Consider the following 16,878-nt stretch of genomic DNA (forward strand, 5'->3'; position numbering starts at 1 on the left):
CGAACCTACGTTATTGGGCGCGCTCCCGTAATATCGAGCGTACCTCCATCAAGATCTGGCCGAGCATGTTGCGGCCACTGCCATCGCGCCCGATACCCCAGTAGTAGTCGCCGGGGGCATTCTCAACGATCTCTTCATTGCCGGTAGACAATAGCAGGTCCCGCAGTTCAGCATGGGCCTCAAACTTATGCAGCACGGCACGCCGCATGATGTCATCCTTCACGCTCTCCCAATCGGAACGCAGGGGACGCTTGCGATCGCGTCCCATTTCGGCCGCCAGCTTGGGACTATGGGCCCGGCGCACCGCCTCTTCATGCGGGGTGCCCGCGAACTTCTGGGCCTGAAAGTAGTGTTCGCTGGTCGACCACCAGACACCATCAATCTTGAAGCCATGCCCGGAAAAATTGGAGAAGCAGCCATATGGCTCCTCTCGCACGCTATAAAAGGAGATCATCCTTGTCCCTTTCCTGATATAATCGGACGCCAGGTCCGACTTTGTTATCATCGGGAGATGGTTCTCGCCGATGCATTTTAATCGGACGCGAGGTCCGAACTTATGGGGTTTTGTAGTAGATTGTACCATGCGCTGTACAGGCTGGCGCGTGGTGTCAGGGCGGGCTTAGAAGGACAACTCTTCTTCGATCTGGTTGTGTACCAGATGGGCGTAGTAGCCGTTCAGTTTGAGCAGGTCCTCGTGGGTGCCGCGCTCTACGATATGTCCGGCGTCGAGTACGATGATGATGTCCGCGTTACGGATCGTGCTCAGGCGGTGGGCGATGATGATCTGGGTGCAGGCAAGTTCAGACAGATTTTTTTCGACCTCGCGCTCGGTGACCACGTCCAGCGAACTGGTGGCTTCGTCCAGCAGCAGGATACGCGGTTGATGCACCAGGGCACGCGCCAGGGCCAGGCGTTGCCGTTGTCCACCCGACAGGGCGTTGCCGCCTTCGGCCACATAGGTCTCGTAGCGCATCGGCATCATCGAGATCTCTTCGTGCAGGCAGGCCTTCTTTGAGGCATCAATGATCTGCTCCATATCGACATCCGGATGGGCGAAGGAGATGTTCTGACGAATTGAGCCGCTGAAGACGCCCGACTCCTGAATAACAACGCCAAGCTGTTCACGCACGGCCTGATAATTCATCGTCTGCAACGAGATACCATCGTAGAGGATGTCACCACTGGTCGGAGGATACAGGCCGAGCATCAGCTTGCCCAGCGTACTCTTGCCCGAACCTGTCTGACCCACCAGGGCAATCCTCTGCCCCGGCTCGATGGTGAGGGAGATGTCTGTGAGCACATCTGGTAGCTGGGGATCATAGCGGAAGCTCACGTTGTCCACCACAATATGTCCCGTCAGGACCGGTGGGGGCTCAACCTCGTAGACATTTTGCTCAACGCCCGCGCTATAGACGTCGCTGATACGGTTAATATGCGAGCGCACCACCTGCAATTGCATGGCGCTGCTCACCAGCGAGGTCAGGGGGGACAGGAAGGTGGCGGCCAGCGAATTCAGGGCCAGCATGGTGCCCAGCTCCAGCTGTCCGTTCAGCACCTGCACGGTACCTAACCAGAGTAAGAAGAGAGGCGCCGCGATCTCCAGTAGAGATACGAAGCTACTGATGATGGACGTATAGATGTTGTGCCGATTGGAGATATTCAACTGATTATAGAAGTAGTTGAGCCATTGGTGGAAAGCCTGCATTTCGTAGCCAGCCGATTTAACGGTCTCCATACTGGTCAGCAGTTCTGTAACGTAGCCCTGAGACTTAGCGGTTGCCTCCAGTTCCTGGGTGGTGAACTGCATATTGGTCTTGTTAGAGGCCAGCATAATGAGTATCTCCAGGCCACCAATGACCAGCACCAGCACGCCAAAGGCCCAGGAGAGTCCGAAGAGGATGAACATATAGACGATGACCAGGCCGCCATCCAGCAAGCTAGAGACCAGTTGCGAGCTAACGGTCTGACGCACCACAGCGTTACTTGAGATACGCGTCATAATATCGCCGCTGGAACGCTGCTGGAAAAAGCTCAATGGCAGGTGTAGCATATGCTCGAAGAAATCGGGAAAGACCTTGGTGTCGATGCGGTTCTGCAGATAGACCAGCAGAAAAGAGCGCAGCAACGTGATCAGGCTTTCAGTGAGAATTAACACCAGCATACCGATGCCGATGATGGGCATGACGCTGGTCAGGCGCAGGGGCAGGATCTGGTCGATAATGACTTTGGTGAGCAACGGAACAATCAGTCCAAAGACCTGCAGCACGATTGAGGCCAGCAGGATCTGAAAGAAGACCATCGGCGCGCGCTTCAGGTACTGGCGTGCATAGCTTCTCAGCGTCAGCACGCGCGGCTCGGATGCGCGCGAGAACGTGGGGCTGGGCTCCATCATCAGCACGATGCCGGTAAAGCCGTCGTTGAACTGGGCGGCGGTGAGGCGTTTGCGGCCAATCGACGGATCAACCACGTCGACATGCTGCGGCGTCCAGCGCTCAACCACGATAAAGTGGTTAAATTCCCAGTGTACGATGGCGGGCAAGCTCACAAAGCGAAAATCGGTGCTCTGCATCGAGATCGCACGCACGCGCAGCCCATAGTTGCGTGCCGCCTGCACGATGCTGCGCGCCGAGAGACCGTCGCGTCCGATATTATAAAGATTCCGGATGTCGGCCACATTCGTTTTGCGTCCGTAGTACGTCAGGAGCATGGCAAGGCAGGCGGCGCCACACTCTACAGCGTTCATCTGGAGGATAACGGGCACCTTTTTCCGCCGCATACCATACAGAAAAAGCAGGACATGCTGCAGCCAGAGCGGTAGAAAGGTTGGCGGCGCCCACGGGGCTGGAGGAGGTATGAAAGGGCGTTCGGGTTGTGATTGAGGATCTGGCTGAACATCATTTTGTGTCCGTTGCATTTAGGAACCTCCCATCAGCCTATCAAAACCAGGCATGAGCGACAGTACCCGTTGCGTACCGGTCTGGATACGCGCCTGCAACAGTGTGCCACTAAAGACGTGGTACTGCGCCGGCACTATTACCTTCATATGTACCGCCACCGAAGGGGCCGTGACGATCTGCGCGGCACTACAACTGAGTTGATAGTGCGTCTGGATCGCCTCTGGAGTAAGCACCAGGGGCTCCAGGCTGGTTACCCGGCTATCATAATAGCGCGCCCCCGAGGCGAACTGTGCCTGCCCGTTAATACCAGGACGAACATGGTCGCTGGAATAGACGGGCACAAAGACCAGGACATCAACCTCGCTTTGCTGCGCATTGATGCTATGCGAGTTTTGCTGGACAATGCCCGCGCCATTGACATAGACAGGGATACGTTCCATCCAGGCAATAATCCCACTTCCCAGTACTAGCAGAAACAACACCCAGACAAAGAGGAAGATCGGTGGTGAGACGATGCGCGGTAAAATATCTTCTTCGCGCCTGCGCATATAATGCTGTAACGCATGCTCCCGGAAAAGAGGTCGTTTTTTCTGTTGCATCATAGGTTTGTTGATTACCCCGCCACATTGAGAGCAGTCATATGACAAAAACACAGAAGCCAGATTATCTATGCACCGTGCCAGATCCACCCCGCTCAACATGCGCACATAGAAATTGCTCCCGTGCCCTTATTCAACTTGCTGCAGGATTACACCCATACAAAAACGCTATCCCTCTAAAGCTCTTGCACTAAAGATTTATGATTACAGCTTAATTAGTACCCTATAAGCGATTTCCAGTCAAGCTGATCGTTGATTTATAGTCGTGCTACCGGCCTGGAAGATGGGCCAGGCAAAATCGGTCGCGAGGGCCAAACCTACGCCATATGTATATCATCGACAAGGGGCAATGATATATAAAATGTGGTGCCGACATTTTCGATGGACTCGAACCAGATGCGACCATTGTGGCGCTCAACCAGCTCTCGGCAGAGATAGAGGCCAAGTCCAGTGCCACTGATGCCGCGCACGTTATCGGCGCGCATAAAGCGGCCAAAGATGCGGGCCTGCTGCTGAACGGGAATACCTATGCCCAAATCTTTGACGGCAAGCAAACAGTGTTGCTGATCGGGGGATTTTGCCAGGGTGATTTCAATGGCACCACCGGCGGGAGAATATTTGATGGCGTTATTGAGTACATTGGTCAGGACCTGCTCCAGGCGCCGGCTATCGGCATTCACGACGAGGTATTCGGCTCCGTACGTTGCCTTCAACTGATGCTGCTCCGTCGTCAGTTGCGTGCGTTTGATGACGCGCCGTGCCAGGGCGACCATGTCGATGGCCTCAATCTGTAGTTCCAGGTGACCGGCATGCAGGCGCGACACATCCAGCAGGTCTTCCGTCAGTTCTACCAGGCGCCTGGTGGCCTGATCGATATCCTGGATAGATTCCATCTGCCAATCCGCAAGGGTCGAGCCATTGCCGCGCGCGGTCTGCACAATTAACGTCTGCGCGCAGCCATGTAGAACGGCCAGGGGGGTGCGCAGTTCATGAGCCGCGATCCCGATAAACTCATCCTTTAGATATTCCGCCTCTTTGAGCGCGGTCACATCCTGGTGAACCACGATCGCGGATAGCTCTGGCTCCTGTACTCCTGAGGCGACCAGCGACGGAACCCGAAACTTATTCGGTGGGAGCGCGATCGCGTTGACCAGCACGGGCAGCGTGGTGCCATCAGCGTGGCGGATAACCTCCTGGTGCTGGTAAACCGTCTCGCCCTTCTGAACGGCGCGCAGGGTGGCCAGTTGCTCATTGGGTAGGATGCGGCCATCGTTCATAAAGATGCGGATCTGGTGCTCACCCAGAAATTCGAGCATCGACTGCCCCGGCTTCCATTCCGCACCAAAGACTGTGCGCGAGGCATAATTAGACATCACAAGCCGGGCATCTTTGCCGCGTACCAGGTAGACGCTGGTGGGCAGTTCATCCAGAATCATCTGCAGCAGGGAACGCCTGGCCTCGGTATCGGCATGGACCTGGCGCTCACGCAGTAATCGCTGCGCCTCGGTCGCATCATGCCAGACCACGACCGCCTCGGAATGGGCATCCTGTTTCGCGCCATGATTGGCATCGCCCAGCGGGGCGGAATTTTTATACAGCTCACTCAAGGAGAGAGGTGCCGCATTGATCACGTAATCGTGCTGCTCATGGAACCCATCGATCATGGTAACCGTAGTCTGTTCCTTAACCTGTCTGCTCAGGACAGTGGCCGCCGGCTGATAGAGCATCTGCTCCATGATCCGTTTTCCATCGGGCAATTGCAGCAACTGCTGGCGCAGATCGCGGGCACGCTCATTCTCACGTATAATGTTGCCTTGCTGATCAAGCAGGATCACCCCATCGGCGATGCTCTGAAAGAGCGCGTCCATCTCACGGGCGCGCATCTGCATGGCCTGGTAGAGGCGCGCATTCTCCAGGGCGACCGCCGCCTGGGCGGCCAGACCCTGCAGGAGCCGCTCGTCGTCCGCGCTAAAGCGATCGGGCTCTGGATGTCCCAGCAGCAGGCCACCGCGTACCTCGTTATTGCTATCGAGTAGAGGCACGCCAAGGAAGCTGCAGATCACAGGATGCATCGATGGCACACCTACCTGGCGCAGTTCATCGACGGGCATATTGCCATGAGCGAAGCGTAAAGCCGCCTCGCGCGCCTCTTCATGCGAGTAGGTAGGACGATCAGTATGCGCGGACGCCATCTTCATCGCATCGCCTACGCGCACGGGCACCCCATAGCGAAAAATGGGGGCCAGCAATCCTTCACCACCCAGATGAATCTTGCGAAAAAACTCTTCTTGCTCTTTGCTCACCCCGATTACGGCCGCCAGGTAGAAAAGATTCCCCTCAGAAGGTACCAACGCCACACCCTGCTCATTCACAGGACGCAGCGTAAAGGCCGCATAGGCTGCCCCGGTCAGATCAGTCGCCGTCTGGGCAATAAGGTGAAGAAGGCGTGACTCGTTCTTTTCACTCATCAGGGCTACACTTACCCGACTGAGAGCATCAAAACGCTCTACTTCAGAGAGGACCTTCTTCTGAAATTGTTCCATGACATCGCCCTTTTCCACATGAACATATATATTATCACGCACCGGCCACGTACATTGTGACTTCATTGTGATGCCAGTGGGCATCCTACTCTTTCGCTTTAGAGCATTCCAATCTATAATCTATAGTAAAGCACAGGCTTACTACTGACAAGGGTTTTGGGGGGAATGTGGGTGACTCTCGTCGCCGTGGGGCACATGATAGCCTCCACACGGGCGTCCGCTACGCGGCCGCACTGGGTTTTAAGTTGGTGTGAATGGGGGGCGCATCCGCGCCCCCCATTCACACCAACTTAAGGGATGCAGGGAGAACCCTGCCAGGGTGTAGGCGAGCATGCTGGGTATATGCTTAAGCCCCCACACGGGCGTCCGCTGCGCGGCTTCACTGGTTTTGTTGTGGTGGTGTATGGGGTGGGGTGCGCGGATGCGCACCCCACCCCATACACCACCACAAAACGGACTAAGGCAGTCAATACATAAGGGTGGAAATAATAGAGGCTTCATGCCAGGTAAAGATCTGGATTTGATAGCAAAAGCGGCAAGGAATTTAGTCTTTATGACCGATGAGCACATAGGAAATAAACAGTCTGAGATCTATTTAGACCAGCATTATCCGGAACAATTCTTACAGGCGGAAGTACTTGCGACACTGAGCCATGAATTACGCGGTCCGCTGGCTATTATTAAAGGCTATGTCACTACGCTTTTACGCTACGATCACATGCTTGACCCGGCTGAACGCACTGATTTCCTCAAAGCCATCGACGAGGGGAGCGATCGCCTGGCCACTAGTATCGATCAGTTAATGGAACTGGCGCAGATGGAAAGCGACGCCATCGCGCTTCACCCCACGACTATCAGCCTGCCTCATCTTCTCCGTACAGCCATCACAAAATTTGAACGTACTGTTCCAGGGCGTCAATTTCGCTTCTCGCAAATTTCTTGTGACTTTTCACCCTTCGAACATGATATACTACTTCAGGCGGATCACTCTCGTCTATTGATCGCCTTCGAAAACATTCTTGATAACGCGCTCAAATATTCGGATAGCGTGGTAGAGGTTACGCTTTCGCCTGTATGTACAGATGAGGAAAAAGAACACCTTACAGCGTACAAGGGTGTGGATGCCAGCCAGATGATCGCCGTTATTATACGCGATTACGGCATGGGCATCCCGGCAGATAAGCTCGAGCAGATCTTTGGCCGCTTCCAGCGCGTTGACCTGGGGCTGACACGTCAGGTCAATGGGTTGGGCCTGGGATTAACGATCAGCAAGCATCTGATCGAGCTTCACCAGGGTAGTATCTGGGCGGAAAGCAAGGTAGGGTTTGGAACCACCATGCATATTCTTTTGCCCACGAGCAGTTCAATAGCGTAAAGCCTTTATTCCCTATACATGCACACAGTATTCATTAAAAGGATTGGACCCTATGACTTCAAAAAAGACCAGAATCCTGACGGCCGACGATGATCCACAGTTACTTCGACTCGTCTCGCGCAACCTGGAGTTTGATGGCTACGAGGTGATCACCGCCCGTGACGGACAGGAAGCACTGGAGCTAATCGAGGCGCATCATCCCGATCTGATTCTGCTCGATGTGATGATGCCGCGCATGGATGGTTTGACCGTCTGCCAGCATGTGCGTGAGTTTTCAGCGGTGCCGATCATCATCGTTACGGCGCGCGGACAGGACAATGATAAAGTAAAAGGGCTCGATCTGGGGGCCGACGATTATCTGACCAAACCATTTAGTATCGAGGAACTGCTGGCCCGGGTCCGCGCTGTCCTGCGGCGTACACAGTTTATGTCGCAAGAGCAGACCCACGCTGTCCGCACGATCACCCAGATTGGCGAGATGAGCATCGATTACGCGCAACGAAAAGTAATGATGGGTGAAAAAGAGATCATCCTGACTCCGACCGAATACCGCATTCTGGCCTATCTGACACAGAACGCCGGGCGCGTAATCACACAGGACCTGCTCCTTGAGCACGTCTGGGGCAATGAATACATCGGTGAGAGCCATATGCTACAGGTCAACGTCAACCGCCTGCGCCGCAAGATTGAGCCTGACCCCAGCCATCCCAACTATATCCTGACCAAGATCGGCATCGGCTATCAGTTCGCCACCAATCCAGGCAAGGTAAGTCAGACGACCAGGCAATAGCTAAAAGGGAACAGAAAGAATTAGTACTGTGGGGTTCTCAGGGGCTGGCCACCCCTGAGAACCCCACAGTACTAATTCTTTCTGTGTTTGAAAAATCCGATTGTATCTGGCGCACACACATATGGACGCCACCCAGCGCATGTATATGCATACTCAGAGGTGGGATATATAATGTATAATACGAAAAGCAAAGGACATTGAACGGAGGCCAGACAAAAGCGTGAAGTCACAACAAGATACACAAAATATTGATAATGAGTTATCATCACCATACTACGCCGAGGTACAACGACTGGCAACCGCCTATGCGTTGGGAGAGAGGCGTTCATCCTACACTCAATCCACAATTAATGGCGCGCGCTTACTCATTAACGCCATTGTCTGGTTCGTCATCAGTGTCATTGGTCTCTTCTTTCTGATCGATGCTGTGCGCAAGATCACGCTCAGCCAGACACTGGCCGATCCCCCTACCCTGCGCTCCATCGGCGCCATCGGGGTAATCAGTCTGATTCTCATCCTTGGCTGCTTTTTGCAGGGATGGCGCAACCTGCGCGAGTATCGCTATCGCCACCGTGAGCAGGTGCATATATTTGAGGATGGCTTTGTCTTCCTGCAGGGGCGGCAGCAGAGCCATGTGTTACGCTGGGACGACATCGAAAGCCTCATGCGCGGTGCCCTCGATCCCAAACATCCCAGTCACGTCATCAGCGATACCCTCTCGTTCATCACCGATAAGGATGTCCAGCTACTCCTGGAGCCAAAGGTACAGCAGCGCTCCGAACTCTGCGATACGATTGAGCGCGCCTACACCGATTATCGCTATCCAGGAATGCTTGAGCTCTATCGCCTGGGTGAGGATCTGGAGTTTGGTGATCTGATCCTCAATCGGGAAGAGATCAGCCATGTGCGCCCCAACAGCGACGAAGAAGAACAGCTTCCGTGGGACGAGGTGGAATCGATCGAGGTAGGCGAAACCTATACACGCGTCTATAGCAAAGAGGATCATGATCATCCCTGGTTCGAGGCGCTTACGGCCGATGTGGATAACGCGCTGATCCTCAAAGAGTTAATCCCCATTATTTTCCAATAAGAAGGTTTTTTGAGCAACTAGAAACGGTAGACGTGGGCGGGCTTGTATAGGCCCGCCCACGTCTACCGTTTCTAGTTGCTCTGATTCTTTGTTTTACAAGCGGGACATGGCGGAGATGTCGTTGGTCAGGCGATCGAGTTGTGAGCCGACCAGGATAAAGTCGCGTACGGCTTCGCGGTTGGGTGTGTCGATCTTCTGCTCGGCCAGTTCACGGCTGCGCTGCTGTAACAGGGTTTGCAGGGATGCCTGCACCGTCTTCAGGCTCTCTTCCAGTGAGTCGAACTGGCTGAGATGGTGACCGGAGAGGACCGCTTCCTCGATGGCTTGTAGCGCCTGCTCGGTCTGCCGGGTGAAGTTATCGAGTCCTGGCAAACGATGCTTGCCGCTCAGGGAGTGAAGATAGGTGGCCAGCGTGGTAATGCGATCACTGAAATGCTGGTTGTAGGTGACCAGGGCGTAGAAGCGTTCGACATCGCCCTGCTTGGTTTTGGGCTCGCCCAGCATGCGCTGGAAGGCCGCTGCCGCATTCGCGTTTTCCAGGTGCGCTTTTTTGCTGGCCTGGCGGATCTGCTCATCCATCCCAGCCTGGCCCAGGTAAGCGGCCAGCACATGCTGGAAGTAGACGCGGTTGGCCGCGATCGTGCGGGCCAGTTGCACCGGGAGGCGCTCACGTTCCCACAGGGGAGTGATCAGATAGCCAGCCGCGAGCGCGATCAAGCCGCCTAGAATGGTATTCAAGATACGTATGCAGGCGATCTGCCAGTTTCCCGGCATCGACAGGTCCAGCAGCAACACCACAAACAGGGTCAGGAAAGCGACGAAGGCCCCATAGTTACCGTTCAGGAGCGCGAAGGCATAAAAACCCATCAATATCAGAAGAACAACGAGAAGTAGTTCGTTCTGGATCGCGGCCGCCAGCAGGATCGCCACCATGCCCCCAAAGACCGTACCAAAGACGCGCTGGTGGGCGCGCTTACGTGTCCCGCCAAAGTCTGGCTTGAGGATAAACAGGATGGTCAGGGGTATCCAGAAGCCATGGGGGATATTGAACAGCATATAGATGGCCACGGCCAGCGCGCTGGAGAGGGCCAGGCGTAGCGCGTGCCGGTAGACCAGCGATTGCGCTGTCAGATTGTCTTTCAGCAGTTCCCATGAGCTCCTGGTCGCGACCAGCATCCTCTGTATCCGCACACTGAATGTCGGAGAGGTATCCTCACCGATGGCATCGCTCAAGCGTCCGTCATTTAACTGGCACAGATGGCCACCCGCGACGCGAACCTCTTCGATCACGGCCTGCAGCAGACGTAACACGTTGCGCACGCTTACCAGGGCGGCATAGTCATCGATGAAACGTGGCAGGGTATCGCGCAGCAGGGCTTCACGTTCCTCCAGCCACTGCAGATCGTGCTGCAGATCGGCGGCATCCAGAGAGTGGCCTGCCCTGATCATAACGGCAAACCGGGCCAGCATCGCGGCTACATAGCGGCTACACTCATCCAGGGCCATTCGCACCTGGGCAACACGCGTCTGATTGTTGGCGATCTCGATCCCCTCGGCCAGTGCGATCGATGCGTTAAATAAGCGGTCAGCGGTCAGGATCAACAAGAAGAAGCGCTGGCCAATCGGACTGGATCCCTGGCGCGCCGCGCGGAATGTGATAATGGTTGAGTGCGCGACATCGTGCGCGGCCAGCACCAGCCCCCGCTCACGCGCGACGCGCTGGTTCCAACGTGCGAACGTTGCCTGCTCCTGCTCATCCGGCAGCACACAGGCCCCGGTCAGGAAGGTACTCAGGGCCTGGTAGTAGTTAAAGATAGCCTGCCTGACCGGCTGATGGGGTTGCAGGGGCCACAAACACAGGGTCAGAAGCATAGCCCACAGGCCACCACCCAGGAACGCCAGCAATCGTTCACCGGCCGCCGCCAGCGAGCCCGGCTGCCCCAGCAGAAGGATAAAGATACCGATCACGACAAAGCCGACCTTCGAGCCCATATTGCCGAAGATGCCCAGCATGCTAAAGCCAAAGGCGCAGAGAAACATCAGGGGAACGGCCAGCCAGAAGATGCCACCAGATAGCGTCGCCACAAAGGCGGCCAAAGTCACACCCAGGGTGGCCGCCCCCATCGCAAACGCGCGCGTCCGATAGAGCCCACCCACATCGGCCAGCACCACATACAGTCCGCTCAAGAAGCACATCATCCCCAACTCGGCTTTATGCAGCACCATTCCCAGTAGAAGCGGGATAACAGTAATCGCGGTAACACGTATGCCACTAATGACAGCCGGACGGTCAAGGCGTAAGTTCGTTGTAATATACGTAAGCAATGCGTTAGATAACTTCTTACAAAGAGAATACTTCATTTATTTCCCCAGGCCAAATAATAATAAAATTGTGCGCATAAAAAAGCATTGCATACACAAAGGCAATGCATACCGTGCAGTGGAAGAGGCATCAGGACATTGATGGATAAAAGCAGCAGGAGTTTTCGGCGCTGAAAAATAAATGCTCTGGAAACGCGGATGCTACCAAAGGACAGCGTAGCACTGGCATATGAGGCAAAACGATGTTAACTCATAGTTCCATATAGTAGTATAACATAAAAATGGATGTGATGTCACAGGTAACCGGGCAGCGTTTTGGGCAGGATACCACAATCAAACCAGTAACGCTTCAACAACTGAACCACAACCAGCAGACGATTAATATTCATGGGCTTCAAAATGTAGCTACTGGCTCCCTGCAACATAGTTTCATTGACATACTGGGCATTGGCGAACGTAGTCCAGATCACGATCGGGATCGTACAGAGATCCTCGCTCTTCTTAATCTCTTGCAGAACCTCAAAGCCATCCACAGAGACCAGGTCCAGGTCCAACAAAATGAGGGAAGGGAGTGGAAAAGAGCGGGGGTCGCTAAATTCTTCACGGTGATAGAGATAATCTAATGCCTCATTGCCATCGGCGCAACGTATCATAGGTACGAGAATATCCAGTTTTCTGAAGGCCCATTTGATTAATTCCACGTCTTCATCGCTATCTTCCACCAGCAAGATAGGGGCTTCGGAGCCTATATTCATAAAATGCTCTTTTCTAGTTTTTTAATCATTGTATCATTTTTATCTCTCTGAGAGTGTCTGCGAGAGTGCGGACTCTCGTCGTATAGGGGCATGTTAGCGCCCCCACACAGGCGTCCGCCTGCGCGACCGCACCAACTCACAGAAGCCTGCCTATGGTTTGTGCGCTAATGGTAGCGTGAACCAGAATGTTGACCCTGATGGTGGGGTGCTATCCACCCCGACCTGGCCGTGGTGTTGCAAGATGATGCCGCGGCAGATATAGAGCCCCAGTCCCATACCGGGTGAGCCATGATAGATAATCCGCCTGGGTATCTGGTAAAAGCGTTCCCAGATGCGAGTCTGCTCTTGCAGCGGCACGCCAGGTCCCTGGTCCTGCACCGCTATCTGTACCAGGTCCTCCGTGACACAGACGTGTATTCCAATCGGCGCATCTGCGGGACTGTATTTACTGGCGTTATTGATATAGTTCAATAGAACCTGCTCGATCCGCTTTTCATCGGCGACAACAAAAAGCGGCCGTTCGCTGCTGGACGAGTGCAGAATGATGGGGTGTGCATCATCTTCAGCCGCCACTAAAGTTAGTATACGTTTGACAAGATCGATTAGATTAAAGAGCGCGGGATGCAGATCCAGGCACTGCCCCTGAATATAGGATGCATCCAGAATATCGTCGATGAGGCGATGCTCCAGCGTCACCTGCCGCTCACCACGCTCCAGCATATCAATAACCTGGCCCATCAGCAGTATGGCCTGCTCGTTATCTTTGATCGATACCGCCTCTTTGAGGCGCTTGATGCGGCGTCGCGTGATCTGGATGCTGGCCTTGATGGTCGCCAGTGGAGATCGCAATTCATGTCTGGCCAGGCTAATAAATTCATCTTGCTGCCGGCTCACCTCGTCCTCAGCCACGGCACGGGCCTCGGCCGCCGTTCGTTCGCGCATGAGCCGCTCGCGCTCAATCAACAAAGCAATCAGCTTGCCGACCGCCTTTAACAGCGCCAGGGCCTCATGCAGAGGATACATCTCCTCGATGTTGCTCCCATCGATACAGATCAGGCCGGGATAGCCTCCACTGACATACAGCGGGGCGACCATAACTGTTTTGACGCTACAGGACGCCAGAATGGCGGTCAGGGCCGGAGACCGCTCAACCTCTAATGCCATAGCCTCACCCGCCTGTAAACCTGCCAGTTGCTCGGACTCGAAAAACGTAGCCAGGTGATAGTCGGAGAGGCGCTCGTACATATTCACGCGCTCAATCGCGCTCCTCCCACTGACCGCCTGCGGCTGGAAGCGTCCACTATGCGCGTCAATCGTCACGATGCAACCAAGCTGGCTCTCAAAGAGATCGCGAGTCAATGTCAACATCTCGATGGCTATTTCGCGGCTATCGCTATAACTCCTCTCGTCCCCGGCAAAATCACCTTGATCGGGAAAGCGGGCCAGGGACTCGGCCATGTGTAACAGGGTGAGCAATGCTTCGCGCTTGCGGCGCGCCTGCTGATAACGGAAAGAAACGTCGCGCAAGATCAGGACCGCGCCAAGGAGCTGGCCATCGGCGGCATAAATAGGTGAGCCACCAATATTGACGGTCAGATCATGCCCATCCAGAGTCGTCATATGTATATCTTCAGTACCCTCTTTTTCCAACACTTCACCATGAAAGACACGATAATGCGGCGTCTGTTCCGGAGATAAAGGCTGCCCATGCGCATCCCGCATGCGCAATATTGACAGGCGCTTCTCAAGAGGATAGCTAAAAAAATCAACATCCCGCGAAACCAGGTATATCAGTTCGCGGGCCGCCGAATTGATGCGTATAATTTCGCCCGCGGAGCCCATGACGATAATGCCATCCGCGATTGCCTCAAAGGTGATATCGAGCTGCTGGCGTAGCTGCCACACCTGCTGTTCCGCCTCTTTACGCTCGGTAATATTGTTCGCTACCGCGTAGACCATGGTAAAGCCGGCCGCCTCGTCCTTCACGCAGTAACAGATATCATGCAACCAGTACATGCCACCAGATTTAGAGATAATGCGCCACTCCTGCTCATCAGCCAGGCCCGCATGCATGGCGGCGATGCGCGCGGCGGCCTTCGACAGATCATCGGGATGGCATAATTGAACGATATTCCATCCCATGGCATCCAGCTCTTCCCCGCTGTATTCAAGCAGGTTCAACAAGGTATCTGAGACCCACTCGCGGCGCAACTGGCCATCGGGGGCGATCTGACACACATAGGCATACTCGGCCAGGGAGCTGGAAAGATGTAGCACCCGCTGCTGGCGCTCCTGCATGTGGCGCTGCTCCAGCAAACGCCGCTCCAGCGTCTGTTCAAGGTCGCGCCGCAGTTGATGAGGAGCCGTCACATCGCGTACCACGGCCAGGATGCTGCTCAATCTCCCCTGCTCATCCTGCAACGGCTTACCACTGATCTGCAAATACATCTCCTGTCCATCCAGACCCTGTGCACGCATCGTGGGAGCAACCGAGCCCAGCAGAGTCTCACCCCGCAGCAAACGTGCCAGCGGCATACTATCGGACGCAAAGAGTTCCCCCGACCCTCCATCCTCATCCTGACGACAAACATCCATCACCTCGGAGAAATGCCGTGGGAACGCCGGCAGGATGTGTGCGCAAAAAGACTGCGCCGCCATATTGTAGGACTCGATAGCACCCTGCAGGTCCAGTTGAAAAATAGCATCTGGAATCGCTTCCAGCACGGTTTCAAGCTCACTTACCATGGTAGCCTGCTGCTCAACCAGGTTGTCGGCCACAAGATGCGCATCATCCGGTGGTGTCTCAAGCGGAAAATGTATATGCTTATCTGGTGGATCGATGTGTGGAAAGGGTTGTGATGTAGTTTGCTCCATGGCCCATATGCCTCGTCAGATATCTCATTGGAAAGGTATAGCAAGTATACCAGTTTGTGTCCAATCAGATAAGACGACGTCCACAAACAAAAAGGGTAAGTAGGGTGCCGGGCCCGCCCCGGCTTGGCTGCGAAGCGGCCCCGTCCCCAGGTGCGCACGTCGCACCAACGATCCCGTCTTCCTCTCACAGGTGCGCCAGTGGTGGAACGTGGTGGATCGGGTACGGGTCGCCTTTGGCGACAAGCCGGGGCGAGCCCGGCACCTATGGTGGTGGGTTCATTGCTCATGTTTATACGTTATACTATGGGCATGATATTCCCGATACAAAGATGTGTTTGCTTGTAGCAAGATTAAAGGATGGGTATCATGGCTACTGTTATACTTCTGGGAACGTTGGATACTAAAGGTGTGGAATATGATTACCTGCGCCAGCGTGTGCAGCAGCTGGGCTGTGAAGTTATTTTGATCGATGCGGGCGTCAAGGGGTCACCCCAGGTGCAGCCCGATATCCCACATGAGCAGGTAGCGCAGGCGGCGGGGGTTGATGTGGCGCAGCTGGCGGCGCAGGGTGATCGGGGCGCGGCGGTGGCAGCGATGGCGCGTGGCGCGACGCAGATTGTGCTGGATCTGTTCAAGCAGGGTCGGGTGCATGGCATATTTGGTCTGGGTGGCTCCGGCGGCTCCGCTATCGTGTCACAGGTGATGCGCGCGCTGCCGATCGGCGTACCCAAGCTGGTCGTCTCAACGATGGCCGCCGGCGATACACGTCCCTATGTGGGGTCGGCCGATATCACGATGATGTATTCGGTGGTGGATATCGCGGGCATCAATCGCATCTCGGAGCGCATCCTGACCAACGCGGCCGCCGGCATCAGTGGCATGGCCCATGCCTATGAGAGCTTTAAGGCAGCCAGTAGCGGCAAGCCGTTGATCGGTGCCACCATGTTCGGGGTCACCACGCCATGTGTGGATGAGGCACGCAAGTACCTGGAGGCACGCGGCTACGAAGTGCTGGTCTTTCACGCCACGGGTACCGGAGGCCAATCGATGGAGACACTGGTCAAAGATGGCTTCCTGGCGGGCGTGCTGGATTGCACCACTACCGAGTTGGCCGATGAACTGGTCGGCGGCGTCCTGAGCGCCGGCCCACATCGTCTGGAGGCCGCCGGCGCCCAGGGTATACCCCAGGTTGTCTCCCTCGGCGCGCTGGACATGGTCAACTTTGGACCGATGGATAGCGTGCCCGAAAAGTTCAAGCAGCGCAACCTCTACAAGCATAATGAAACCGTCACGCTGATGCGCACCACGGTTGAAGAGAATGCCGAACTGGGAGGCATCATAGCGCGCAAACTCAATCAAGCCAGCGGACCGGTCGTGGTCTTTATTCCCCTGCGCGGCGTCTCGCTGATCGACGTTGAGGGCGGCCCCTTCCATGATCCACAGGCGGACCAGGCACTGATCGAAAACCTCACCACCAATCTCAAGCCGGAGATAGAGGTGCATAAGCTTGATATGGACATCAACGATCCGCGCTTTGCCCGCGCCATGGCCAGCCGCCTGGATGAATATGTCCAGACCCGGCTCAAGCAGCCCGGACATGTGAGCAGCGCATCATGATGGGCAGAGTGATAAA

At 55.2% G+C, this 16,878-nt stretch carries 11 protein-coding genes; 4 read left to right on the top strand and 7 right to left on the bottom strand.

Annotated elements, in window-relative coordinates; genetic code table 11:
• Nucleotides 1–10: 10 nt before the first annotated feature.
• From ybiA to KTT_RS28770, 4 genes are all read right to left on the bottom strand, one after another.
• Nucleotides 11–454, bottom strand: a complete 444-nt coding sequence (gene ybiA, locus KTT_RS28755; protein ID WP_126601138.1) for a riboflavin biosynthesis intermediates N-glycosidase — start codon at nucleotides 452–454, stop codon at nucleotides 11–13.
• Between the two features lie 165 nt (nucleotides 455–619).
• On the bottom strand, nucleotides 620–2,914 hold the full coding sequence (locus KTT_RS28760) for a peptidase domain-containing ABC transporter (protein ID WP_126601139.1): 2,295 nt from the start codon (nucleotides 2,912–2,914) through the stop codon (nucleotides 620–622).
• On the bottom strand, nucleotides 2,915–3,499 hold the full coding sequence (locus KTT_RS28765) for a hypothetical protein (protein WP_126601140.1): 585 nt from the start codon (nucleotides 3,497–3,499) through the stop codon (nucleotides 2,915–2,917).
• A 314-nt stretch (nucleotides 3,500–3,813) separates the two neighbouring features.
• Nucleotides 3,814–6,039: a sensor histidine kinase gene (locus tag KTT_RS28770; protein ID WP_160146197.1), complete on the bottom strand. Its 2,226-nt coding sequence runs from the start codon at nucleotides 6,037–6,039 to the stop codon at nucleotides 3,814–3,816.
• Between the two features lie 553 nt (nucleotides 6,040–6,592).
• Here KTT_RS28770 and KTT_RS28775 point away from each other — a divergent pair.
• The 3 genes from KTT_RS28775 (at nucleotide 6,593) to KTT_RS28785 (ending at nucleotide 9,294) form a co-directional block, all read left to right on the top strand.
• Nucleotides 6,593–7,414, top strand: coding sequence for a sensor histidine kinase (locus KTT_RS28775; RefSeq protein ID WP_160146198.1), 822 nt, complete (start codon nucleotides 6,593–6,595; stop codon nucleotides 7,412–7,414).
• A gap of 52 nt (nucleotides 7,415–7,466) precedes the next feature.
• On the top strand, nucleotides 7,467–8,204 hold the full coding sequence (locus tag KTT_RS28780) for a response regulator transcription factor (RefSeq protein ID WP_126601143.1): 738 nt from the start codon (nucleotides 7,467–7,469) through the stop codon (nucleotides 8,202–8,204).
• A 220-nt stretch (nucleotides 8,205–8,424) separates the two neighbouring features.
• Nucleotides 8,425–9,294, top strand: a complete 870-nt coding sequence (locus tag KTT_RS28785) for a DUF6585 family protein (RefSeq protein WP_126601144.1) — start codon at nucleotides 8,425–8,427, stop codon at nucleotides 9,292–9,294.
• 93 nt (nucleotides 9,295–9,387) lie between these two features.
• Here KTT_RS28785 and KTT_RS28790 read toward each other — a convergent pair whose 3' ends face one another.
• The 3 genes from KTT_RS28790 to KTT_RS28800 all read right to left on the bottom strand — a co-directional run bounded on the left by KTT_RS28790 (nucleotide 9,388) and on the right by KTT_RS28800 (nucleotide 15,245).
• Entirely contained in the window at nucleotides 9,388–11,619 is a 2,232-nt protein-coding gene (locus tag KTT_RS28790) for an FUSC family protein (RefSeq protein ID WP_160146199.1), read from the bottom strand.
• Nucleotides 11,620–11,909: 290 nt separating this feature from the next.
• Nucleotides 11,910–12,371 (bottom strand): response regulator, encoded by a 462-nt coding sequence (locus KTT_RS28795; RefSeq protein ID WP_126601146.1) that lies wholly within the window; start codon nucleotides 12,369–12,371, stop codon nucleotides 11,910–11,912.
• Nucleotides 12,372–12,521: 150 nt separating this feature from the next.
• Nucleotides 12,522–15,245, bottom strand: a complete 2,724-nt coding sequence (locus KTT_RS28800; RefSeq protein ID WP_126601147.1) for a PAS domain-containing sensor histidine kinase — start codon at nucleotides 15,243–15,245, stop codon at nucleotides 12,522–12,524.
• Between the two features lie 366 nt (nucleotides 15,246–15,611).
• Between KTT_RS28800 and KTT_RS28805 the strand changes: the two genes are divergently transcribed.
• Nucleotides 15,612–16,862: a Tm-1-like ATP-binding domain-containing protein gene (locus KTT_RS28805; RefSeq protein ID WP_126601148.1), complete on the top strand. Its 1,251-nt coding sequence runs from the start codon at nucleotides 15,612–15,614 to the stop codon at nucleotides 16,860–16,862.
• The last annotated feature ends 16 nt before the right edge of the window (nucleotides 16,863–16,878 follow it).

The organism is Dictyobacter aurantiacus, from assembly GCF_003967515.1.
Taxonomy (GTDB): domain Bacteria; phylum Chloroflexota; class Ktedonobacteria; order Ktedonobacterales; family Ktedonobacteraceae; genus Dictyobacter; species Dictyobacter aurantiacus.